Source organism: Streptomyces siamensis (assembly GCF_039543605.1).
GTDB classification, from domain to species: Bacteria; Actinomycetota; Actinomycetes; order Streptomycetales; family Streptomycetaceae; genus Streptomyces; species Streptomyces siamensis.
The window spans coordinates 71181-94100 of record NZ_BAABKB010000007.1 but is presented as its reverse complement, the minus strand read 5'-3'; the positions used below and the strand labels follow the sequence as shown (position 1 = coordinate 94100).

General features: G+C 74.6%; 17 protein-coding genes. 10 read left to right on the top strand and 7 right to left on the bottom strand.

Translation table 11 applies throughout. From position 1 onward, the window contains the following. Positions 1-63: 63 nt before the first annotated feature. From ABEB03_RS14005 to ABEB03_RS13990, 4 genes are read left to right on the top strand one after another with little or no spacing between them, the layout of a single operon-like run. The gene (locus ABEB03_RS14005; RefSeq protein ID WP_345647257.1) at positions 64-678 is read left to right on the top strand and encodes a (2Fe-2S)-binding protein; all 615 of its coding nucleotides are present in this window, start codon (positions 64-66) and stop codon (positions 676-678) included. Beyond that, positions 675-1667, top strand: a complete 993-nt coding sequence (locus tag ABEB03_RS14000) for an FAD binding domain-containing protein (protein WP_345647253.1) — start codon at positions 675-677, stop codon at positions 1665-1667. Before ABEB03_RS14005 ends, ABEB03_RS14000 begins: the two co-directional genes overlap by 4 nt. Continuing rightward, positions 1664-3787: a xanthine dehydrogenase family protein molybdopterin-binding subunit gene (locus tag ABEB03_RS13995; protein WP_345647250.1), complete on the top strand. Its 2124-nt coding sequence runs from the start codon at positions 1664-1666 to the stop codon at positions 3785-3787. The genes ABEB03_RS14000 and ABEB03_RS13995 overlap by 4 nt, the downstream gene beginning before the upstream one ends. Then, positions 3780-5216: an XdhC family protein gene (locus ABEB03_RS13990; protein ID WP_345647248.1), complete on the top strand. Its 1437-nt coding sequence runs from the start codon at positions 3780-3782 to the stop codon at positions 5214-5216. Before ABEB03_RS13995 ends, ABEB03_RS13990 begins: the two co-directional genes overlap by 8 nt. An 83-nt stretch (positions 5217-5299) precedes the next feature. On the opposite strand, the gene ABEB03_RS13985 is transcribed toward ABEB03_RS13990, so the two are convergent. Together ABEB03_RS13985 and ABEB03_RS13980 are read right to left on the bottom strand one after the other, a co-directional pair. Beyond that, positions 5300-5992, bottom strand: coding sequence for an HAD family hydrolase (locus ABEB03_RS13985; RefSeq protein WP_345647245.1), 693 nt, complete (start codon positions 5990-5992; stop codon positions 5300-5302). 121 nt (positions 5993-6113) lie between these two features. Beyond that, positions 6114-6590, bottom strand: coding sequence for an Lrp/AsnC family transcriptional regulator (locus ABEB03_RS13980; RefSeq protein ID WP_345647242.1), 477 nt, complete (start codon positions 6588-6590; stop codon positions 6114-6116). 256 nt (positions 6591-6846) lie between these two features. Between ABEB03_RS13980 and ABEB03_RS13975 the strand changes: the two genes are divergently transcribed. The 3 genes from ABEB03_RS13975 (at position 6847) to ABEB03_RS13965 (ending at position 11919) form a co-directional block, all read left to right on the top strand. Further along, positions 6847-8334: an FUSC family protein gene (locus tag ABEB03_RS13975; protein ID WP_345647239.1), complete on the top strand. Its 1488-nt coding sequence runs from the start codon at positions 6847-6849 to the stop codon at positions 8332-8334. A gap of 1272 nt (positions 8335-9606) precedes the next feature. Continuing rightward, on the top strand, positions 9607-10812 hold the full coding sequence (locus tag ABEB03_RS13970; RefSeq protein ID WP_425589231.1) for a nitric oxide synthase oxygenase: 1206 nt from the start codon (positions 9607-9609) through the stop codon (positions 10810-10812). Positions 10813-10872: 60 nt separating this feature from the next. Continuing rightward, positions 10873-11919 carry a lactonase family protein gene (locus ABEB03_RS13965; protein WP_345647236.1) on the top strand — a complete coding sequence of 349 codons (1047 nt, stop codon included), beginning with the start codon at positions 10873-10875 and terminating at the stop codon, positions 11917-11919. A gap of 201 nt (positions 11920-12120) precedes the next feature. Here the strand turns inward: ABEB03_RS13965 and ABEB03_RS13960 are convergent, their stop codons facing one another. From ABEB03_RS13960 to ABEB03_RS13945, 4 genes are all read right to left on the bottom strand, one after another. Then, on the bottom strand, positions 12121-13041 hold the full coding sequence (locus ABEB03_RS13960) for a sirohydrochlorin chelatase (protein ID WP_345647233.1): 921 nt from the start codon (positions 13039-13041) through the stop codon (positions 12121-12123). 526 nt (positions 13042-13567) lie between these two features. Then, positions 13568-14578, bottom strand: coding sequence for an N-acetylglucosamine kinase (locus ABEB03_RS13955; RefSeq protein ID WP_345647230.1), 1011 nt, complete (start codon positions 14576-14578; stop codon positions 13568-13570). Next, complete coding sequence (locus tag ABEB03_RS13950; protein ID WP_345647227.1) at positions 14575-15252, bottom strand: uracil-DNA glycosylase; 678 nt, start codon at positions 15250-15252, stop codon at positions 14575-14577. Before ABEB03_RS13950 ends, ABEB03_RS13955 begins: the two co-directional genes overlap by 4 nt. A 247-nt stretch (positions 15253-15499) precedes the next feature. Then, positions 15500-16585 carry a WD40/YVTN/BNR-like repeat-containing protein gene (locus ABEB03_RS13945; protein WP_345647225.1) on the bottom strand — a complete coding sequence of 362 codons (1086 nt, stop codon included), beginning with the start codon at positions 16583-16585 and terminating at the stop codon, positions 15500-15502. A 271-nt stretch (positions 16586-16856) separates the two neighbouring features. On the opposite strand from ABEB03_RS13945, the gene ABEB03_RS13940 reads away from it, so the two are divergent. Continuing rightward, positions 16857-17435, top strand: a complete 579-nt coding sequence (locus ABEB03_RS13940; RefSeq protein WP_345647222.1) for an Rv1733c family protein — start codon at positions 16857-16859, stop codon at positions 17433-17435. Between the two features lie 114 nt (positions 17436-17549). On the opposite strand, the gene ABEB03_RS13935 is transcribed toward ABEB03_RS13940, so the two are convergent. Further along, positions 17550-19625 carry a HEAT repeat domain-containing protein gene (locus ABEB03_RS13935; protein WP_345647219.1) on the bottom strand — a complete coding sequence of 692 codons (2076 nt, stop codon included), beginning with the start codon at positions 19623-19625 and terminating at the stop codon, positions 17550-17552. Between the two features lie 168 nt (positions 19626-19793). On the opposite strand from ABEB03_RS13935, the gene ABEB03_RS13930 reads away from it, so the two are divergent. Next, positions 19794-20204, top strand: coding sequence for an ArsR/SmtB family transcription factor (locus ABEB03_RS13930; RefSeq protein ID WP_345647216.1), 411 nt, complete (start codon positions 19794-19796; stop codon positions 20202-20204). Next, complete coding sequence (gene mgtA, locus ABEB03_RS13925) at positions 20197-22833, top strand: magnesium-translocating P-type ATPase (RefSeq protein WP_425589230.1); 2637 nt, start codon at positions 20197-20199, stop codon at positions 22831-22833. The genes ABEB03_RS13930 and mgtA overlap by 8 nt, the downstream gene beginning before the upstream one ends. Positions 22834-22920 lie beyond the last annotated feature (87 nt).

Genomic DNA, 22920 nt, shown 5'->3' with positions numbered 1-22920 from the left:
AGCCGCCACGGACCGCCCCCGTTCGACTTCGACGCGCACGACACACGCGAAAGAAGGCTGATCATGGCCCCATCGACGTCCAGCGCCATCACCCTGAACATCAACGGCGAGAAGTACACGCTGCCCGTCGACCACCGCACCACCCTGCTCGACGCGCTGCGCGAACAGCTCGACCTCACCGGTACCAAGAAGGGCTGTGACCAGGGACAGTGCGGTGCCTGCACGGTGCTCGTCGACGGTCGCAGGGCCGTCTCCTGCCTGCAACTGGCGGTCGCCGCCGAGGGCCGCGAGATCACCACCATCGAGGGCGTGGCCGACGGTGAGCGGCTGCATCCGGTCCAGCAGGCGTTCCTCGACCTCGACGGCTACCAGTGCGGATACTGCACCCCCGGCCAGATCTGCTCGGCGATCGCGGTGATCGAGGAGCACGCGGCGGGCTGGCCGAGCGCGGTGACCGACGACGTCCGCTCCGAAGCGGGCCCGCCACCGCTCACCGCCGAGGAGATCCGGGAGCGGATGAGCGGAAACCTGTGCCGCTGCGGTGCCTACGTGTCGATCGTCCAGGCGGTCGCACGGGCTGCCGGGGCCCAAGTCCCGGCGGAGCCGGACTCCGGGCCGGGGTGCTCCGGGAAGCAGGGGTCCGGGAGCGGTTCCGACGCCGAGGAGGTCGCGGCATGAAGGAGTTCGGATACGACCGCGCCCATGACGTCCAGGGCGCCGTGGCGTTGCTCGGCGACGACCCCGAGGCCCGCTTCCTGGGCGGCGGCACCAACCTCGTCGACCTGATGAAGGCCGGCGTGGAAAGGCCCACCCGGCTCGTCGACGTACGCGAACTGCCCCTCGGCCGGATCGAGTTCTCGCCCGAGGACGGGCTGCGCATCGGCGCCACCGTCACCAACAGCGAACTCGCCGCCCATCCCGAAGTGCGCCGGCACTACCCGGCGTTGGCGCAGGCGGTGCTCGCCGGAGCCTCCGGGCAGCTGCGCAACATGGCCACGGTCGGCGGGAACCTGCTCCAGCGCACCCGCTGCGGCTACTTCACCGACCTGACCAAGCCGTGCAACAAGCGGGCTCCCGGCAGCGGTTGTCCCGCCATCGAGGGCGAACACCACAACCACGCCGTTCTCGGGGCCTCCGAGCACTGCGTGGCCACGCACCCGTCCGACATGGCGGTGGCCCTCACCGCGCTCGACGCCGTCGTCGCGTACGAAACGGCCGACGGGCCGGGCGAGTTGCCCCTCTCCGACTTCTATCTGCCCGTCGGTGACACCCCGCATCTGGAGACGGCCCTGCCGGCCGGCGCGCTGATCACCGCCGTCACCCTGCCCGCCACCCCCGTCGCCGCCACCTCGCGGTACCGGAAGGTGCGCGAGCGCGCCTCGTACGCGTTCGCGATCGGCTCGGTCGCCGCGGCCCTCGACGTCCGGGGCGACGTCGTCCGGGATGTGCGGCTCGCCTTCGGCGCGGTGGCGTCCCGGCCCTGGCGGGTCACGAAGGCCGAACGGCTGCTGACCGGGAGCCCGGTGAGCGCGGAGGCGTTCGCCGCCGCCGCGGACGCCGAACTGGCGGCCGCCCGCCCCCTGCCCCACAACCGCTACAAGGTGACCCTCATGCGCAATCTCGTCGTGGCCGTGCTGACCGAACTCGCCGAGGAGGCCACCCGATGACCACGACCACCCCGACCGCCGTGGCGAGCCGGGCCGTCGGCACCGCGCACACCCGAGTGGAGGGCCTCGCGAAGGTCACGGGTGCCGCACGCTACGCCGGAGAGGTCCCACACCCCGATCTGGCGCACGGCTGGCTCGTGCTCGCGACCGTGGCACGCGGGCGGGTCCGCACGGTGGAGGAGGCGCCCGTCCTCGGCATGCCCGGCGTCCTCGCCGTGCTGCACCACGGCAACGCCCCACGGCTCGAAGCCGGGTACATGGGCGTGTTCGGACCGCCCGACCCGGTGCTCCAGCTCTTCCAGCACGACCGCGTGCCGTACGTCGGCTGGCCGGTCGCCCTGGTCGTCGCGGAGACGCCCGAGCAGGCCCGGGAAGCGGCGGAGGCCCTCACGGTGCGCTACGACGCCGAACCTCACGACGTGGCCTTCTTCGCCGGACACCCCGGCATGTACACCCCCGAGGGCGCGGAGGAGAGCAAGGGCGACCTGGAGGCCGAACTCGCCTCGTCCGCCGTCGTGGTGGACGCGGAGTACACCACTCCCGAGGAACACCACAGCCCCATGGAACCGCACGCGGCGACCGCCCGCTGGGACGGCGGCCGCCTGGAGGTCGTCGACTCCAACCAGGGCAGCAGGTTCGTGGCGGACGAGCTCGCGAAGCTCTTCACGCTCGACCCGGAATCGGTGCGGGTGCGCTCCGAGCACGTCGGCGGCGGCTTCGGCTCCAAGGGAACCCGCCCGCACCAGGTCTCGGCGGCGATGGCCGCGACGGTCCTGCACCGTCCCGTCCGCGTCGTGCTGACCCGCCGTCAGATGTTCTCGCTCGTCGGCTACCGAAGCCCCACGTTGCAGCGGGTCAGGCTCGGCGCCGACCATGACGGCCGGCTGCGCGCCGTCGACCACGTCTCGGAGTGCCAGACCTCGACCGTCCACGAATTCGTGGAGCGGGCCGCGGACTTCGGGCATCCGCTGTACGACGCGAACGCGCACCACACGGCCAGCCGGGTCGTACGGCTCGATGTGCCCACACCGACCTGGATGCGGGCCCCCGGCGAGGCCCCCGGCTCGTTCGCGCTGGAGTCGGCGCTCGACGAGCTCGCCGAGAAGTGCGGCATCGACCCGATCGAGCTGCGGGTGCGCAACGAGCCGTCCGTGGGGCCCATGACCGGGCTGCCGTTCAGCAGCCGCAACCTCCTCGCCTGCTTCGAGGAGGGCGCCCGCCGGTTCGGCTGGGCGGACCGCGACCCGCGTCCGGGCGTCCGCCCCGAGGGACGCTGGCTGATCGGCACCGGCACGGCCGCCTCCGCCTTCCCCACGCTCTCCGCACCCTCCACGGCCGCCGTGACGGCGGAGGCCGACGGCACGTTCACCGTGCGGATCACCGCCGCCGACATCGGCACCGGCGCACGGACGGCGCTGACGCAGATCGCGGCCGACGCGCTGGAGACGACACCAGGGCGCATCCGGATGCGGATCGCGGACAGCGACTTCGGCGCCGCGATCATGGCCGGCGGCTCGATGGGGACGCGCTCCTGGGCCTGGGCGATCACCGTCGCGGCGCGCGCCCTGCGGGAACGGCTCGTCCCGGGCGTGGCCCTTCCGCCGGAGGGGATCACCGAGCGGTCCGACACCTCCGCCGCGGTCGGCGCGCTCACGGAGAAGGAACGGCACGCCTTCGGGGCCCAGTTCGCCGAGGTCGCCGTGGACGTCGGCACGGGCGAGGTACGGGTGCGCCGCATGCTGGGGATCTTCGCGGCGGGCCGGATCGTCAATCCGCTGACCGCGCGGGGGCAGTTCGTCGGCGGCATGACCTGGGGCCTGTCCATGGCCCTCCACGAGGAGGCGACCCGGGACCAGGCCTCGGGCGGTCACGTCGGCGCCGACCTGGCCGGCTACCACTTCGCCGCGCACGCCGACGTGCCGGCCATCGAGGCGGACTGGGTGGACGATCCGGACCCGGACGACCCGGTCGGGATCAAGGGCATCGGCGAGATCGGCGTCGTGGGAGCCGCGGCGGCCGTCGCCAACGCGGTCTGGCACGCGACCGGCGTGCGCCACCGGAACCTGCCGATCCGGCCGGACCGCGTCCTGAACGCCGTCGGGGGAGCGCACGGTGCTTGACCTCGCCGAGGAGTTGCACCGGTGGGTCGAGGAGGGCCGGGACTTCGCGGTCGCCACCGTCGTGGCGGTCGGCGGCAGCGCGCCGCGCGGTCCCGGTGCCGCCCTCGCCGTGGACAGCGACGGCACCGCCATCGGGTCCGTCTCCGGCGGCTGTGTCGAGGGGGCGGTGTACGACCTGTGCGTCGAGGCCCTCCAGGACGGGCGGGTGGCCCTCGAACGCTTCGGCTACAGCGACGAGGACGCCTTCGCGGTGGGCCTGACCTGCGGCGGGGTGCTCGACGTCCTCGTCATGCCGGTGCGCGCGGACACACCGGCCCTCGCGGCCTGGCTGGCCGCCGCCGCGCGGGGCGAGGCGGTGGCCCTCGCCCGGGTGATCAGGGGGCCGGCCGAGCTCATGGGCGGCGCGCTGCTCGTGCACGCCGACGGGTCGTACGCGGGAACCCTGACGGACGGCTCGCAACGGCCCGGCTCCGTCGCGGCGGCCGGGCCGTCGGGCTCCGCCCCGGAGACCGAGCCGGAGCGGGACGCGATGGGGACCGGTTCGTCGCGCTCCGCGCCGGCGGCCGAGCCGAAGCCGGACGCGACGGGGGCCGAGCCCAAGCCGGACGCGACGGGGGCCGAGCTGCATCGGGACGTGGCGGAGGCCGGGCCGGAGTGGGATGCGGTGCGGGTCGGGCCGGAGCGGGGCGCACTGAAGGTCGGGCCGGAGCGGGCGGGGGTCGCCGGGGCCTCGTGGCAACGGGCGCGGGGCGTCGGTGCCGCGCTGGAAGCGACCGCGGCAGCCGAGGCCCGGGCCATGCTCGACGCCGGACGCACCGCCACCGTCGAGATCTCCGAGGACGGGGCGAACTGCCCGGGCGGAGTGACGCTGTTCGTGGAGTCGAGCGTGCCCCCGCCGCGGATGATCGTCTTCGGTGCCGTGGACTTCGCGGCGGCACTGGTCCGGGCGGGCAAGTTCCTCGGCCACCACGTGACCGTGTGCGACGCCCGCCCCGTCTTCGCGACCCGGGACCGCTTCCCCGAGGCCGACGAGGTCGTGGTCGACTGGCCGCACCGCTACCTGCGGAACACCGCGACCGACCACCGCACGGTCCTGTGCGTCCTCACCCACGACGCCAAGTTCGACGTCCCCCTGCTGGAGACGGCACTGCGCCTGCCCGTCGCGTACGTCGGCGCCATGGGGTCACGCCGCACCCACGAGGACCGCGACCGGCGCCTGCGCGAGGTGGGCCTCACCGACCCGGAACTCGCGCGCCTGCGCTCGCCCATCGGTCTCGACCTCGGCGCCCGCACCCCCGAGGAGACGGCCTTGTCCATCGCCGCCGAGATCGTCGCGTCGCGGCGTGGGGGATCGGGCGTCCCGCTGACCGGCAACGGACTGCCGATCCACCACGACCGGGTGACCGCACCGGTGGTCCGGGCGTCCTGACCGGTCGGCGACGGGAGGAGAGCGGGCCGGATCGCCTGGCCCGTCGGCCCGTCGGCCGGCCAGTCCGCCGGCCCTGTCGGTCGTCAGCCGGCCGTGCGCGGCGCGAGCCACTCGTACGCACCGCGTGCGGTGAACTCGGACTGGCCGCCGCGCAGCAGCAGTCCGGCCGTCGCGAAAGCCGGGTCGTCGGCCTGGGCGGCGACGTAGGGGACCGCGATGCACCGCATCCCGGCGGCGTGCGCGGCGGCGACGCCCGGCGCGGCGTCCTCCAGGACCACGCAGTCGGCCGGTGCGGCGCCCAGGCGGCGAGCCGCCTCCAGGAAGACGTCGGGGGCGGGCTTGCCGTGCGCGACCTCGTCGGCCGAGACCACGGTCGGCATGTACGGGGCGAGGCCCGTGCCCGCCAGGATCGCCTCGATGGCCTCCGGCGAGGAACCGGAGGCCACCGCCATCGGGACGTCCTCGGCGGCCAGCAGCTCCACGAACTTCCGCATCTCCGGGTACACCTGCGTCGAGGCGCGGGCCAGCTCCAGATAGCGGCGGTTCTTGTCGGCGAGCAGCGTGTCGAGCGGGGCCGTCAGGCCGTAGCGCTCCTTCCAGAGGGCGAGCGTCTCCTGGGTGCTGATGCCGACGTACTGCTCGTGGTCGGCCCAGGTGAAGTCCGTGACGCCCTGCTCGGCGAGGGTCCGGCGGCCCGCCTCGAAGTAGTTCGGCTCGCTGTCCACGAGCGTTCCGTCGAGATCGAAGATGACCGCCGTGGTGCCGAGGGTGCTCATGCGGACAAGGATGCCAACCGCACGGCGGGTGGATCCGCTCGGGTCCATCGAGGCCCGGCCGCCGACCGGGCGCGGCCCCGGCCCACGGCCGGCCGGTGGTCGGCCCCCGGGCGTACGGTGCTCAGCCCCTCGTACCGCGCCCGATCGACTCCACCAGGGGCAACAGCCGGTGCGGGACGCGCTCGCGCAGCGCCACCTCGGTGCGGGTGCGGACGACGCCCGGCAGGCTGATCAGGGCCTGGATCACGTCCTCCAGATGTGCGTTGTCCCTGGCCACCACACGGGTGAGCAGATCGCCGCCGCCGGTGATCGAGAACGCCTCGACGATCTCCGGCACGGCGGCCAGGGCGTCGCCGACCTCGTCGAGGTGACCCTGCGTGACCTCGATGTGCACGAAGGCCAGGACCGGGTGTCCGAGGGCGGCGGGGGAGAGCGACGGGGCCGCTCCGGTGATCACGCCGTCGCGCTCCAGCCGGTCGAGGCGCGCCTGGAGCGTGCCGCGGGCGATGCCGAGGATGCGCGCGTACTCGCGCACGCTGGTGCGCGGTTGTTCGAGCAGCAGCCGCAGGATGCGGGTGTCGAGTTCGTCCACGGCCATGGTCCGTTGGTCTTCCTGTTGTCCTACGCGATCTCCCTCGACTGTACCAATGGCCCTCCCTGGGCTCCGCCTGTTGAGCCAGTTCCCGGCTGTTGCTTACCTTGTCTGTATTCATGGCGCTGCGCAGCGCCGGACGGCAAGGACGCCGGACCGGACCCGCGGCGCCATTCCCATGTCCTGAGGGCCGAAGCCCTCACGGACCCGTGCGCGGAAGGTGTCGATGCGAAGTGGGGGCGGGCCGCCGACGGTGAAGAAGATGTTCATGGCTCCGGACCCGGGGCTGTTCCGGCTGCGGGTCTCCCTGCGGGCCGTCCTCGGCATCGGTCTCGCGGTGACCGTGTGCGAACTGGCCGGGCTCTCGCTGCCCGCGTCCATCACGGGCGGTCTCGCGGCGCTCCTCGCACTGTTCACGGTGGGCGACCCGACCGTGCGCGGCCAGGCCGTCACCACCGCCCTGCTGCCGCTGGCCGGCTTCCCGGTCCTCGCGCTGGCGACCGCCCTGCACGGGGCGCCGGCGCTGCGCGACGCGAGCTGGCTCGCCGTGGTCTTCGCCGGTGTGTACGCCCGCCGCTGGGGTCCGCGCGGCCACGCGCTCGGCATCTTCGCGTTCATGATGTTCTTCACCACGCAGTTCCTGCACGCCGTTCCCGGTCAGCTTCCCCAGCTGTTCGGCGCCGTGGCGCTGGCGCTCACCGCGTCGTCCACCGTGCGTTTCGGCGCCTGGTGCGTCGAGCGGCGCACCCCGCTGCCGGCCGCGCCCGCGCCGCTGGACGGGCGCGGACTCGCCCGCCCCGCCACGCGCCAGGCCTTCCAGGCGACCGCCGCCTGCGCGTTCGCGCTCACCGCGGGCCAGCTGATCTCCCACGACCGCTGGTACTGGGCCGTGGGCACCGCCTGGTGGATCTTCGTCAACACCGCCTCGCGCGGTGAGACGCTCGTCCGCGGTTTCCGGCGTGTCGTCGGCACGGTCACCGGCATCGTCGCCGGTCTGCTGATCGCCGTACCGCTGCACGGCGCCCCGGCGCCCACCGCCGCGCTCGTCGCCGTCTGCGTCTTCGGGATCTTCTACACGGCGGCACCCTCGTACAGCTGGATGATGTTCTTCGTCACCGTGATGGCAGGACTGCTGTACGGGCTCCTCGGGGTGCTGCACCCCGGACTGCTCGGCCTCCGGCTGGCCGAGACCGGAGCGGGCGCCCTGGGTGCCGCGCTCGCCGTCGCGCTGGTTCTGCCCATCACGACGCACGCCGTCACCGACCGGTGGGTCGAGCGGGCCCTGCACGCCGTGCACGGCTGTACCGCCGAGGCGGCCGACCGGCTGGCGGGCGACGATCTGGCCGACCCGGCGCCGCGCGCGGGGGAGCTCGAAGCACTCCTGGGGCGCGTACGCCTCGCGCTCGCGCCCCTGGTGCATCCGCTCAACCCGATGCGTGCGCGCAAGGAGCGGGCCCGTCAGATCCTCGCCCTGCTCGACGACTGCGCCCGCGAGGTGCGGGGGCTCGCGGCCGTGGCCGCCGATCCGGACGCCTCGCACGACGCCCGTCTCACGGCGGCGTGCGGGCGGGTCGAGACCGCGATGGAGACCCTGGTCGGCGCCGTGCCGGGGCGTCCCGCGACGGCCCGTCCGGCGGCTCCGGGGCACCACCCCGGAGCCGAGCAGGCCCTCGCCCATCTCCACGGTCTTGAGCGCGCGCTCCTGGCGCTCGCCGCGCCGCTGCGCGGTTCCCGGCTCATGGGTGCCTGAGCCCTCCCGAGGTCCGGGCCGGGCGCCGGAACATCCAGTGGCCCGCGTCCGCCGTCGCCCGGTGGACGGCGCGGCCCGGAGCGAGGCACTTTTACCGGCCATGCAGAGGGTGGATCACCCCGTGAGCCGGGTAACCCCGCGGCTATCAGACGCACGGAACCCGCGGACCGTGCGGGAGGGCTCCGCGGGCGGAGCCCCTGGGGGGTGGCACCAATGCGGGACGTCCCTTGCAGAAGCGCGCACGAAGGCCGCTGCGCCGACGATCCGGACGCGGGGCACGCGGCCCCGGTGGCCGACGGTCCGGGCGGCTGGCTGGACCGGCTGGACCGCCTGGGCGCGGGTCATCGGCACGACGGCACGGACGCGGCCGGATGGCCGGAACCGGACCTGGGCGGCCGTCGGCCGGAGGGCACCGGCCCCCGGGTACCGCAGCTGCCCGGCGCCCGTCGGTCCGACGACGGCGCCCCGTTCGCTCCGGAGACGAGGGGCGGCGCCGTGACACCCGCCCGTCGGGACGCCGGCGGTCCCGTACCGGGGCTCCGGGGGCGGCTGACGCCCACCGGCCCGCCGGGCGGTGCCTCGTCCCGCCCCGCGAGGACACCGGGTCCGAACGGGTCGGCCCGGCAGCCGGATCCGGGACCACGCGCCTTGCCCGCCCGCACCACGCCGATGCAGACCACGGCTCCACAGATCACAGCTCCGCAGGCCAAGGCTCCGCAGGCCAAGGCTCCGCAGGCCAAGGCTCCGCAGGCCAAGGCTCCGTGGACCACGGCTCCGCAGGCCGAGCCCGCGCAGGCCGAGCCCGCGCAGGCCGAGCCCGCGCAGGCCGGGACCGTGCAGGCGCGGACCGGGACGGAGCCGGTCAAGGCGGCTCCGTCGAAGGCGACGCACGCCACGGCGGCGGACACCGCGACCTCGCAGACCGACCCCACCACGCGTGACAGGGCCCGTCCGACGGGCCGCGACGAGCATGGGGGGAGCGCCGCGTCCGTGCATACCTCCCGGGACGCACATGGGGGGAGCGCCGCGTCCGTGCATGCCTCCCGAGACGTGCACGGCGGGAGCGCCCCGTCCGTGCATGCCTCCCGCGACGAGCATGGCGGGAGCGCCCCGTCCGTGCCTGCCTCCCGAGACGCACATGGGGGGAGCGCCCCGTCCGCGCACGCCGCCCGCGACGCGATCGCACCGCCCGGGTGCCCCGCGGCCTCGGCGCGGAACCCGTCCGGCCTCCTGCCGTCCCCGTACGACCCCGTGCCGTCGACGTCCGCTCCCGTGTCGTCGACGTCCGCCCCCGTGTCGTCGGGGTCCGGCCCCGTGTCGTCGACGTCCGCCCCCGCACCGTCCGCGTACGGAGCGGTCCCGGCGTCCGGTCCGCACGCGCTGTTCCGGGCCGCCGTCGAGTTCCTCACCCTCCATCACGTCGAGCGACGCCTCGGTGATCCGGCCCGGAGGATCGCCGCCGTACGGGCCGAGATGGCGGACACGGGGACGTACCGGCACACCACGGAGGAACTCGTCTTCGGCGCGCGCGTGGCCTGGCGCAACGCCAACCGCTGCATAGGACGGCTCTACTGGCACTCCCTCCACGTGCGGGACCGCAGGGACGTGCAGGGCGCGCAGGACGTCGCCGACGGGGCGGCGGACCATCTGCGGGAGGCCACCCGCGACGGCGGCATCCGGGCGCTGATCACGGTGTTCGCGCCCGACGCACCGGGGCGGCCCGGCCCGAGGATCTGGAACGAGCAGCTCGTCCGGTACGCGGGCTACACGCGCCCGGACGGCAGCGTGACCGGCGACCCGCGCAACGCCGGACTCACCACGTTCGCCCGGCGGCTCGGCTGGCCCGGCGGCCCCGGCACCGCCTTCGACGTGCTGCCGCTGGTGATCGAGGGGACCGACGACAAGCCCCGCTGGTTCGCCCTGCCCGACGACGCGGTGCTCGAAGTGGAGCTCACCCACCCCGAGCACGACTGGTGGCGCACGCTCGGACTGCGCTGGCACGCGGTGCCCGCCCTCGCCAACATGTGCCTGGAGATCGGCGGCATCTGCTACCCGGCCGCGCCCTTCAACGGCTGGTACATGGGCACCGAGATCGGTGCCCGCAACCTCGCCGACACCGACCGCTACGACCTGCTGCCCCGCATCGCGGACCGCCTCGGCCTGGACACCCGCACCGACCGCTCCCTGTGGAAGGACCGCGCGCTCGTCGAACTGAACCGGTCCGTGCTGCACTCCTTCGACCTGGCGGGCGTCACGGTCACCGACCACCACACCGAGTCCCGGCGCTTCCTCACCCACCTGGGGCGCGAGGAGCGCAGGGGGCGGCGGGTGGGCGCGGACTGGTCGTGGATCGTGCCGCCGATCTCCGGGAGCGCCACCCCGGTCTTCCACCGCACCTACGAGACCGTCGAACGCCGCCCCGCCTACGTGCACCATCCCGAGGCCTTGGAGCGGGCCAAGGGCACGCCCCTGGTCTAGACCGCAGGGCCGCTGCTGCTACCGTCGCCCCGGACTACGCGGGACCGAGAGGGGACGGCAGTGGCAGAGGGCGGCAGGCGGCGACAGCGGGCGTTCATCGGCTCGTTCACGGCGGCGGGAGGGCTCGGTGTCCTCACGACGGCCGTGGACCCTGACAGCGGCGCCCTGACCGTCCTGAGCGCGGTCGACGGCGTCCCCGATCCGTCCTACCTGGCGCTGTCGCCCGCGGGCGACATGCTGTACGCGGTGAGCGAGACGGCCGACGGCGGCGTGGCCGCCTACCGGGTCCACGAGGACAAGCCGGAGCTGACGGGGCCGCCCGTGCCGGTCGGCGGCAGCGGGCCCACGCACCTCAGCGTGTTCTCCGGACATGTCCTGACCGCCAACTACGGCTCCGGCAGCGTCACGGCCGTGCCGGTCGACCCCGTCGGCGGGCTGGCGGCCGGCGCCTCCGGCGTGCTCCAGCACACCGGCTCCGGCCCGCACACCCCGCGTCAGCAGGGCCCGCACGCCCATCAGGTGCAGCCCGACCCGAGCGGCCGATGGGTGGTGAGCGTCGACCTCGGCACGGACTCCGTACGCGTGTGCGCCCTGGACGGTGGGACGCTCACCCTCCACCGCGAGATCGCCCTCCGGCCCGGCTCGGGCCCCCGCCACCTGGCCTTCCACCCGCGAGGCGAACACGCGTACGTCCTCAACGAACTCGCACCCACCGTCACCGTCTGCCGGTGGGACGCCGCCGACGGCGGGTTGCGGCCGGTCGGCGAGACTCCGGTGCTGTCCGGCGTCCCGAGCGGTGACGCGTACCCCTCGGGGATCGTCGTGTCGCCCGACGGCCGGTTCGTCTGGACCGCGACGCGGGGGCAGGACGTCGTCTCCGTGCTCGCCCCGGACGCGGTCGGCGAGGGGCTGCGACTGGTGGCGACGGTGCCCTGCGGCGGCGTGTGGCCGCGAGCGCTGGCCCTCGACCCCACCGGCCGGTTCCTGTACTGCGCGAACGAGCGCTCCGGTGACGTGACCTGGTTCGTGGTCGACCCGGACACCGGCATGCCGCGACGGGGCGGCTCGGTCGTGGCACCGGCCGCGTCCTGCGTCGTCTTCGACTGACCTGCTCTCCCCGGCCCGGCCACGGGCCTGGACGAACCCGTCCAGGGCCTCCCGCCCGTGACGTCCGGGCGCTCCGGCCCGTGACGTCCGGGCGCTCCCGTCCGTGATCTGACCGGTCGCGTGTCATGAACGGCCGCCCATGCGAAGGGGCCCGCTCCAGGAACGGAGCGGGCCCCTTCGGGGTGCTGGTGTGCCGGACGGCTAGTGGGTCGGGCTGCCCTGCGGCTGCTGCGGGGCGATGCCCAGCGCAGTCGTGTACTTGGCCAGCGCCAGCTTGCCGATCGCCGGGTACGGGCCGAGCGCCTCGGCGGCGGCGCAGCCCGCCTCCTTGGCGGCCGCGTCGAGCAGACCCGCGTCGAGCTCCGGCCCGATCAGGTACGGCGCGAGGGCCAGCTGCTGCGAACCCGAGCCGCGCAGCTGCTCGGCGGTGGCCGCGATCGCGCCCTCCACGTCGAGCGCCGCCGCCATCACCGGGACGGCGAGCCGGGCCGCGAGCAGCATGCCGGTGATCCCGGCCGCCTGCACGGCCTCCTCGCCGCCGACGGAGGCCAGGATGATGCCGTCCGCGGCCGTCGCGACGGTGAACAGCCGGGCGCGGTCGGCGCGGGCCAGACCAGCCTCGGACAGGCGTACGTGCAGCGCCTCGGCGAGCAGCGGGTGCGGGCCGAGGACATCCGTCAGGTCGGCCGCGACACGGCTCTCCATGACGGCCTGGCGGACGCGGCGGAGCAGCGCGTTGTCCGGACCGGCGAGCAGCGGCACCACGACGGCGACCGGCCCGTCGGGCTCGGCCACGTCCGCACCGGCGGCGCGGGCCTGCTCGAAGCGCGCGGTGCGCTCCTCGGCGGCGTGGGTCAGCACGGACTGCAGCGTGGGGAATTCATCGTCCCCGTCCAGGTACCCGATACGGGCGTCGAGGCCGGGGAGCTCGGAGCGCGCGATGCTCACGACCTCCTCGGCGAGGCTGCGCGTTGCGGCGCTGGGGGTGCCCGGCACCGCGAGGACGAGCGCGGGCGCGCCCTCAGGAGCCGCCAGGGGTTCCGGACGGCGGTGCCGGCCGGGCTGGCGGGGTCGCGGCATTCGTACTGGCAGGCCGGACGCGGGCCCAGTGGGGGAGCTCATGGCGCCGCATGTTACTGGCTTCTTGGGCTCCCCTGTTCGGGGAGGGTGCAGGTGAGCGGTATCCGTCCGCTTTTGTCTGATGAGTTACGTACGGATCGGAACTGATCGGTACCAACCCACTTGTGAACCGGGTGAGATGCGGGGGTGTTCGGCACACGTGTCACCCTCAGCTGTCCGGCACGGGCGAACAATCCCCCATGTCGGTCACGGAATTCAGCCGCGAGGCGCTGACCAGGCAGAGCGCTCGACGGGATGGGCGCGGCCCGGCGGATTCGCGCGCTCGTCGCGGACCGGCGCCTGTCGGGTGCGCGTGCCATGCCGGGCCGTGAATCGTCGTCGGATGCGCCCGGCCGTCCGACTCCGGCCGCCCGTTTCCGGGAGTTCGTCCGAGTGCATCCGTTTCCGGCACTTCGTCTGCCGACGTCTGTTTGCGGCATTCCGTCTACCGAGGTCTGTTTCCGGCGGAACGTCTGCCGACGTGTCTCCGGCCGCGCGTCGTGCCCCGGTCCGTCCCGGGACAGCACGGCTAGGGCCTCTCGGTCACCACGTACAGCATCCGCTCGTCCCTGGGCAGCGTGAGCCGGTCGTCGGCCAGGTCGGCGGCGATGCGCACGGCGCCGTCCAGCGGGTCGCCCGCAGCCGGTACCTGCCGGGCGTGCGGCAGCTGCCGTGCCAACTCCTCGCGCAGCGGCCCGAGCAGTGGCTCACCCATCTTGAACAGGCCACCGGTCAGGGCGACTCGGGCCTCGCCGCCGTCCGGGCAGACCGCCGCCGCGGACTCGGCCATGTGCGCCGCCGCCGAGCGCAGGATCTCGGCGGCCACCGGATCGGCCGCGGCGCAGGCCGCGACCTCTGGGGCGAAGGACGCGAGCGCGGCGGGCCGGTCCGTGCGCGGGTACAGCTGGGCCGGCAGCCCCGGCACCGGCCCGAACATCTCCTCCGCCCGTTCCAGCAGGGCCGCGGAGCCGCCCCGGCGACCGTCGAAGGCCCGTACGGCCGCCTCCAGGCCGGCGCGACCGATCCAGGCCCCGCCACCGCAGTCCCCGAGCAGATGGCCCCATCCGTCGGCCCGTCGCCAGCGGGTCAGATCGGTGCCGACCGCGATCAGCCCGGTGCCCGCGGCGATGACGGCGCCCGCACGCAGGCCGAGGGCGCCGGTGTACGCCGTCACCGCGTCGGCGACCAACGCGAGCCGCCGCACGCCCAGTTCACGCTCCAGCGCTGACGGAAGGTCGGCGCGCAACTCGTCACCGAGCGTGGCGAGTCCCGCGGCCCCGACGGCGACGGCCGCGATTCCGTCGGCGCCCGCCACCGCCAGCAACCGGCGTGCCATCGGCACCAGTTGTCCGGCCAGATGAGCCGCGTCGATGCCACGCGGTCCCGTCCGGACCGGCTCCCGGGAGGTCAGGGGCGCGCCGAGTCGCTCGGGGGGCGCGCCGGGGTCCCGACCGTGCGCGGCCAGCACCGCGCGCAGTCCCGAGCCGCCCGAGTCGACGGCGAGTACGGCGGTCGGTGCCGGTGCGGCGCCGGCCGTCACGGCAGGCGCCAGTCCACCGGCTGGGCCCCCTGGCGGGCCAACAGGTCGTTGGCCCGGCTGAAGGGCCGGGAACCGAAGAAGCCGCGGTCCGCCGACATGGGCGAGGGGTGCGCGGACTCCACCGCGGGCAGGTCGCCGAGGAGAGGGCGCAGATTCCTGGCGTCGCGGCCCCACAGGATCGACACGAGAGGCCGTCCCCGCGCGGCGAGCGCCCGTATCGCCTGCTCGGTGACCTCCTCCCAGCCCTTGCCGCGGTGTGCGGCCGGGGTGCGAGGGGCCGTGGTGAGCGCCCTGTTGAGCAAGAGCACGCCCTGCCGGGTCCAGGGGGTGAGGTCGCCGTTGGACGGCTGGGGCAGGCCCAGGTCGGTGTTGAGCTCGCGGAAGATGTTGATCAGGCTGCCGGGCAGCGGACGCACGTCCGGGGCCACCGAGAACGACAGCCCCACCGCGTGCCCCGGAGTGGGGTAGGGGTCCTGCCCGACGATGAGGACGCGTACCTCGTCGAAGGGCTGCTGGAAGGCCCGCAGGACGTTCGCCCCCGCCGGGAGGTAGGTGCGTCCGGCGGCGATCTCCGTGCGCAGGAAGTCGCCCATCCCGGCGATCTGTCCCGTCACGGGTTCGAGGGCTTTCGCCCAGCCCGGTTCGACGATTTCATGCAACGGTCGTGGTGCCACGGGCGTCACCCTACTGCCGTACACACGGCGGAGATCAAACCGGTGGGCCCGCGGCGACCGGACCTGACCGATCCGTCGACGAACCGAGTGCTCCCGGGGCAGGGCCCGCGACTTCCTGGCCCGCTCCGTTCCGGCTCGGCCTCCGACGCGACGCGCACCCCGGGACCGGCCCGGAGGCCTCCCGTCGCACGGCACTTCGCTGTCGTTTCTCCCGGGATACCCACCGGCGTCTCTCCCCCCGGTTGCCTCAGCCGATGACAGCTGCCCGTACGCACAGCACGTCCGGCAGGTGCGAGGCCAGTTGCTTCCAGCTGTCGCCGTCGTCGGCCGAGGCGAACACCTCGCCGTTGCGGTTGCCGAAGTACACGCCGGCCGGGTCGGCGTCGTCCGTGCAGAGCGCGTCGCGCAGCACCGTGCCGTAGTGGTCCTCGGCGGGCAGGCCGGCGGTCAGCGGCTCCCAGCTCTTGCCCGCGTCCGAGGTGCGGAAGACGCGACAGCGCCGGTCGGCGGGGACGCGGTCCGAGTCGGCGGTGATCGGGAAGTTGTACGCCGTGTCGCCGCGGTGCGGATGCGCGGCGACCGCGAACCCGAACGTGGACGGCAGAGCGTCGCCGATGTCCGTCCAGTTCGCGCCCGCGTCGTCGCTGCGGTACACGCCCCAGTGGTTCTGGAGATACAGCCGGTCGGGGTTCGCGGCGTCCCGCGCGACCTTGTGCACGCACTGGCCGAACTCCGGGTTCGGGTCCGGCAGGAACACCGCGGAGACACCGGAGTTGGAAGGGGTCCAGCTCGCGCCGCCGTCCTCGGTGCGGAAGACGCCCGCCGTGGAGACGGCGACCGTCACGGCGCGCGGATCACGGGCGTCGGTGAGGATGGTGTGCAGCCCCTCGCCACCGCCGCCGGGCACCCACTTCGAGCGGGTGGGGTGCTCCCACAGCGGACGGACGAGCTCGAAGGACTCGCCACGGTCCTCGGAGCGGTACAGCGCGGCTGGCTCGGTGCCCGCGTACACCACGTCCGGTTCGGCGGCCGCGGGGTGCAACTGCCAGACGCGCTCCAGCGAGGCGCCCGTGTCCTTGGGGAACTTGACGGCGGGCTGCGCCGGCTCGGTCCAGGTCCGGCCCAGGTCGTCGGAGTGGAACACGGACGGGCCCCAGTGCGCGCTGTCACCGCCGACCAGCAGCCGGGGACGCTCGCCCCGGGTGTCGATCGCGACCGAGTACACCGCCTGTGCGTTGAAGTACGGACTCTCGTCGAACTCCCAGGCGCCGCCGCGCCGTCGTCCGATGAACAGCCCCTTGCGCGTGCCTACCGTGAGCAGAACGTCGGCCATGCCGACCACCTCCGCGACGTCGTTGTCCCAGACATCGGCCAGTCTGCACCCCGCCACTGACAGTCACCCCTGAACTCGTCGTCCGCGCAGGTCGCGGACGCCGTGTCGGGCCCTGACGGCGATCCCTTCGAGCTGCCTCCCGGCACATATGCGGCGTACCGTGATTCCAGGGACGGACGAGTCGACCGACCAGGCCTGAGCATCCAGCGGGCCGAGCGCGTATGGGAGGGGGACGGGGCGTTTCCGTGCGGCTGTGAGGAGGATGCCATCGATGGCGGCATTCCGAGGTCCGAAGGTCTGGCTGTGGCGGTGGCGACGCAATCCGTTGCGGCGCCGCAGTGACGCCCTGGAGGCCTGGATCATGCTCGCCGCATGGGTGCTCGTCGTGCTCAGCGGCGTCTTCACCGGTCTGCTGACCGCGCGGACCGTCGAGCGGGGCCTCGCCGTGGAACGCGCCCAGTGGCGCTCCGTCGCGGCCCAGGTCACCGAGGACGCGGTCGGTTCCGCTGCCACGGAGTCCGCGAGCGGCCTCGTCTGGGCGAAGGTGCGCTGGACCGCACCCGACGGCTCGGCCCACACCGGCCAGGCGCGGGTCTACGCCGGGACGGAGGCGGGCACCCCGGTCACCGTGTGGACCGACCGGCAGGGGCGCCTCGTCACCAAGCCCGCCACCGCCTCGCAGGCACAGACCCGCTCCGCCATGGTCGGTGTCCTCGTGGGCGTGAGCGCGGCGGCCGTGCCCTTCGTCGGCGGCCGTCTGGTACGGGGCCGTCTGGAAAGGCACCGCATGGACCAGTGGGACCAGGAGTGGGCGCGGATAGGACCCAGATGGGGCCGGACGACGAGCTGAGCCCCGGCGACCCCCGACGAGCGTCCCCGCCGACCCCACGGGCCGCTCCGCGGACGTCGTGAGCCGCTGTCCGGGCGCCCTGCGCCGCATGGGCCGTCCGTCGGCCCGACCGCGCTACGCCGCGTCCAGCACCGTGCGGCAGTCCCGCAGCAGTCGTTCGTCCTCCAGGATGTCGTGACTGCCGTAGCCGCCGGAGCGCGCCCGGTGCCGCCGCGGAGCGGCCAGCTCCGCGTGGACCAGATCGTGGACGGGCTCCGCCGCGCCGCCCATCCGGACGAGACACGCGGCTATCGTGCCGCGCGTGTACGCGTTCTCGCGCCAGGCGGTGCGGAACACCCGCAGCACGGGCGCCGGATCCCCGGCGATGTCCCAGAGCGCGCAGGCGGCGGCCGTCCGCTCCCAGACCTCCGCCGACTCCGCGAGCCGCCGCAGCTCCGGAAGCGCGGCGGCGGCGGGCGGCCCCACGCGGCCGAGGGCATCCGCCGCAGGCCGCGCGTGGCCCGTGCCCTCCTCCGCGAGCCCCCGCATCAGCGGCGGAAGCACCGCGGTCAGGTCCCCCTCGACCGCCCAGAGCGCGGCGGCCGCCGGGACGGCGCTCGGACCGTCCAGCAGCTCGCGCAGCACCGGTGTCGCCGTCCGTGCGCCGGCCCCGAACGTCCCGAGCGTCCCCGCGAGCGCGCTCACGAGCGAGTCCCGCAGCGACAGCGTGCCGGGCACGCCGTGCAGCAGCCGGAGCACTTCCGGCACCGCGGCGTCGTGCCGCAGCCTGCCGAGCGCGGACAGCAGCGGCGCGGCCCGACCGTACGTCTCCCGGGAGTCCAGGGGCACCTCGCCGAGGCGCTGCCGCAGCAGCGGGGCCAGGGGCGCTGCGGCCGGGCCCAGGTACTCGATCGCGTGACCGACCTCGTTCGGGACGATCGGCTGGGTCAGCACCTGGGCCAGGGCGGGAACGGCCCGGGGATCCCCGGCCCTGGCCAGGGCCTTCAGCGGGCGGCCCAGGGTCGGCGTGCCGGAACCCCAGGCGTGCGGGTCCGACTCCACCAGAGCGGCGAGCCGGTCGGCGGCGGGCGCCGCGAGGGTGAAGAGGGATTCCAGGACCGACACCGCGGCGTAGCGCAGACGCTCCTCGTCCGAGGCGAGTTGCTCACCGATCAGGGCGATCGGTTCCTCGTACGAGGCGCGCCACTCCCGGAACAGTCCCGCGGACATCCACACCGCGTTGCACCGGTCGGCCGCGTCCTCGCCGGTCAACTGCCCTTCGAGCAGGGCGATCCGGTCGGCGGTGCGGGATCCGAGTGCCGTGTGGAGCGTGCGCAGCAGCTGGGAGCCCTCCTCGTCCGCGGGCCGCATGCGGCGCAGATGTCCGATGAGCGTGTCCGTGCCGGTCCGCTCGGGCTCCTCCGACCCGCGGGCGCATCGCGACCGGGCGCGGAGCAGGGCGATGACGGTGGGCACCAGGTCGGCGGGGAGGCGGTCGGGTGCACACCCCGCGAGCTGGCCGAGCGCGGCGAGCCGCAGGCCCGGCTCGTGCGGGGCGGCGCACAGCGCGGTCAGGCAGTCCACCGCCGGTGCGCCGACCCCGGCGTGCAGGCGCGCGAGCAGTCCGATGCCCTCGGCGAGGGCCAGCCGGACGCCACCCTCCTCCTCTGCGTCGAGCCGCTCCCTCAACAGGCCGAGCACGCGCTCGGGTTCGCCGAGGAAGCGGACGAGCGCGGCCGGCACCGCGCGCCGAACCTCCGGGTCCTCGTCCGCGACCAGACCCACGAAGGCCGCGGCCCCCGCCCGTATCGCCGCACGGGCCATCGCCCGATTGTCGTCGTCGTCGCCGTCGTCATCGTCGCCGTCCTCGCCGCGGACCGGCGTGGTGACGTCCTCCCCGGCGTCCCCGGCATCGTCGTCGTCCTCGGCATCGTCGTCCCCTCCGCCGATGCTGACGAGCAGTTCCACGATGCCGCCGCGGTCGGGGACCTCCGCGTGGTCGACGAGCTCGAACAGGAAGGGGATGCAAGCCAGCGTCGAGTCGTACACGTCGCCCTGGTGGTGCACCGCCCCGTACATCCCGTCGAGCGCCCGCTCGCGCTCCTCGGGGTTCGTCGAGGCCAGCCCGCGCAACAGCCCCGGCACGTCCTCGGCGCTTCCGTACGCATGCTCCATCGAAGCCCAGCCGACCTCGTCGATCCCCCTGAACACGGTGTCCTCCCCAGGCATCCGGCAACTGATCGAGAGTGTGCACCACGGCACTGACAGTGACGTCGGGAAGCGTGCCGGGCGACGGCCGCGGGCGCCATGGCCGGAGTCCTAGACTGGGGCGATTCGCACGGGCGGGCCGGCGGGTCGGTCGGACGGGAGGACACGGCGGTGGCGGCAGAGGTCGGGGGCTTCGAGGACCCGTCCGCCGAGGTGCTGGCGGAGGCGGCCGCAGCGTTCGGGCTGCTCGCGTCGCCGGCGCGGCTGCACATCGTCTGGGCGCTGGCGCAGGGCGAGAGCGACGTGACCGGCCTCGCCGAGCGGGTCGGCGGCGCGCTGCCCGCGGTGAGCCAGCATCTGACCAAGCTGAAATTGGCCGGTCTCGTACGGTCCCGGCGCGAGGGCCGGCGGCAGGTCTACTTCGTCGACGACCCGGACGTCGTGACCGTCGTACGCCTCGTGGTGGGCCAGTTGACCGACCGGGCCGCCCCAGCCGATCGCACCGGCGCCGCCGAGAGCACCGCCGCCGGCGGTCGCACCGCGCGCGGAGCGCTGCGCCGCATCCGCGGCGTCGGTGCCTGAGACCGTCTTGGCACCCGGCACGACCGCGACGTCGCCGCGGCAGGACCGCTCGCGAGCCGGTGTACCGCCCGCCACGGGCGCGTACGCGTCGGACGGCCTCGCCGCGCTGACGTCGCTCCAGCTGCTGCGGCACCTGGACACCGGCCCGCGAGGGCTGACCGAGGCCGAGGCGCAGGAGCGGCTGGTCCGCTGGGGATCGAACGAGGCTCCGGACCGGCGCGCGACGTCCTGGCCGCGCTTGTTCGTCCGCGGAACGCGCGACCCCTTCACCGCTGTGCTGCTCTGCCTCGGTCTGGTGTCGGCGGCCGTGGCGGCCTGGGGAACGGCGTGCGTGATCCTGTGCCTGGTGGTCGTCGGCTGCGCGTTGCGCGCGTCCGGGGAACACCGGGCCGACCGGTCGACGGCCGGGCTGCGCGAACTGGTCGCCGGGACCGCGACCGTGCTGCGGCGCGCCGGGCCGGGCGGCTCTCCACGGACCCGGGACATCCCCGTCGACGCCCTGGTGCCCGGCGACGTGATCCGGCTCGGGCCGGGCGACCTGGTCCCGGCGGACGTACGGCTGCTGCGGGCCGGCGGGTTGACCGTGCGGGAGGCCGCGTTGACCGGCGAGCCGACGGCGGTCGCCAAGTCCGCGCGGGACGCCCCCGCCGACGGGGAGCAGGACCATCTCTGCTTCCAGGGCGGCAGCGTGGTCTCCGGCGGCGGGACCGCGGTCGTGCTGGCGACCGGAGCGCGGACCCGCCTCGCCTCGGCCTGGAACGGCTCGGCCGCCGCTCCGGCTCCCCGCCCGCCCAGCGCGTTCGACCGTTCCGTGCGTGGCATCTCCTGGGTACTCATCCGCTTCATGCTGCTCACGCCGCCGGTGGTGCTCATGGCGAACGCGGCGCTGCGCGGGCGGGGCGTGGAGACCCTGCCCTTCGCCGTCGCGGTGGCGGTGGGGCTCACCCCCGAGATGCTGCCCGTCGTCGTCACGACCTGTCTGGCACGCGGCGCTTCGGTGCTCGCCCGGACTCACCAGGTGATCGTCAAGCGCCTGCCCGCGCTGCACGACCTCGGCGCGGTGGACGTGCTGTGCCTGGACAAGACGGGGACCCTCACCCAGGACCGGCCGGTCGTCCACCGCGCGGTCGACGGGGACGGTCGCGACGCCCCCGACGTCCTGCGCTGGGCCGGTGCGAACGCCTGGTGGACCCTTCAGCTCGCCGAACTGCCCGCGCCGGACGCCCTGGACGAGGCGCTCCTGGCCGCGACCGAGCCCGACGCGGACCCGGCGGAGGGCGTCACGGCGCTGCCCGTCTCCCCTGAGCGCCGCCTCGCGACGGCGGTCGTGCGGCATCTGTGTCGGCCGGGCGTCCACACCTTGGTGGTCAAGGGCGCCTTCGAGGACGTACTGGACAGGTGCGCCCTGGCGGAGGACGAGCGGGCCCGGCTGCTCGCCGTCGCCGCGCTGGAGGCCGGGGAGGGGCTGCGCGTGCTCGCGGTCGCCACCGCCGAAGGGCCCGCCCGTGCCCGCCGCCACACGCCGGCCGACGAACGGGGACTGACCTTCCGCGGTTTCGTCACCTTCCGGGACGCGCTCGCTCCGACCGCCGCGCACGCCTTGCGCACCCTGTCCGGCCAGGGTGTCACCGTGAAGATCCTCACGGGTGACCACCCGGGCACGGCGGCCAGGGTCTGCCGCGAACTGGGCGTCCGCCCCGGGGAGGTGACGACGGCCGACCGCCTCGACGGGCTCTCCGGCAGCGAACTGGCCGAGGCCGTCCGCCGTACGACGGTGCTCGCCCGCTGCACCCCGGAGCAGAAGGCGAGGTTCGTCGCCGCTCTGCGGGACGGCGGCCACACGGTCGGTTTCCTCGGCGACGGCATCAACGACCTGCCAGCACTGGACACCGCGGACGTCGGCATCGCCCCTCGGGACGCCGTCGACGTCGTCCGGGAGAGCGCCGACGTGGTGCTGGCCGAGAAGGATCTCGCCGCGATCGGCCACGCGGTCACGGAGGGAAGGCGCGGCAGCGTCACCGTCGCCGCCTACCTGCGCACCACGTTGTCCTCGAATCTCGGCAACGTCCTCGCGATGCTCGCCGCGGGACTGCTCCTGCCCTTCCTCCCGATGCTCCCGGCCCAGGTCCTGGCCCAGAATCTCTGCTTCGACGCGGCGCAGCTCGCCTTCGTGCACGACCGCCCCCAGCCCGACGCGCTGCGGCGCCCGGCCGTGCTCCGGCCCCGCTCCTTCCTGCGGTTCATCACCGTCTTCGGCGCGCTCAACGCGGTCGCCGACCTGGCCACGTTCGCGGTCCTCGGGTTCGCCACGGACGGGCCCGAGGGCCTCGACGACGCGACGGTGTTCCACTCGGGCTGGTTCACCGAGAACCTCATGACCCAGGCCCTCGCGATGCTGTTGCTCCGCCTCGGCCGCCGCACCGCCGAGGACCGCCGGTTCCCCGGGCCGATCGGCCTGGCCGCCTCCGCACTCGCCGCCGCCGGACTGCTGTTGCCGCTCTCGCCGCTCGGTCCCCTCCTCGGCATGACGGCACTGCCCGTCGCCTCCTACGCGCTCCTCGCCGTCGTCCTCGCGCTGTACGGGACGGCCCTCGCGGTCGTGCTGAGAATCCGCCGCCCCGGGCGTTGACTGCTCGGCGGGCGGGGCCGGGAAAGCGCTGGTCCGGGGGCACGCCGACGCCTCGGCTCATAGTTGTACAGTTGCGCAAAGCAGCAA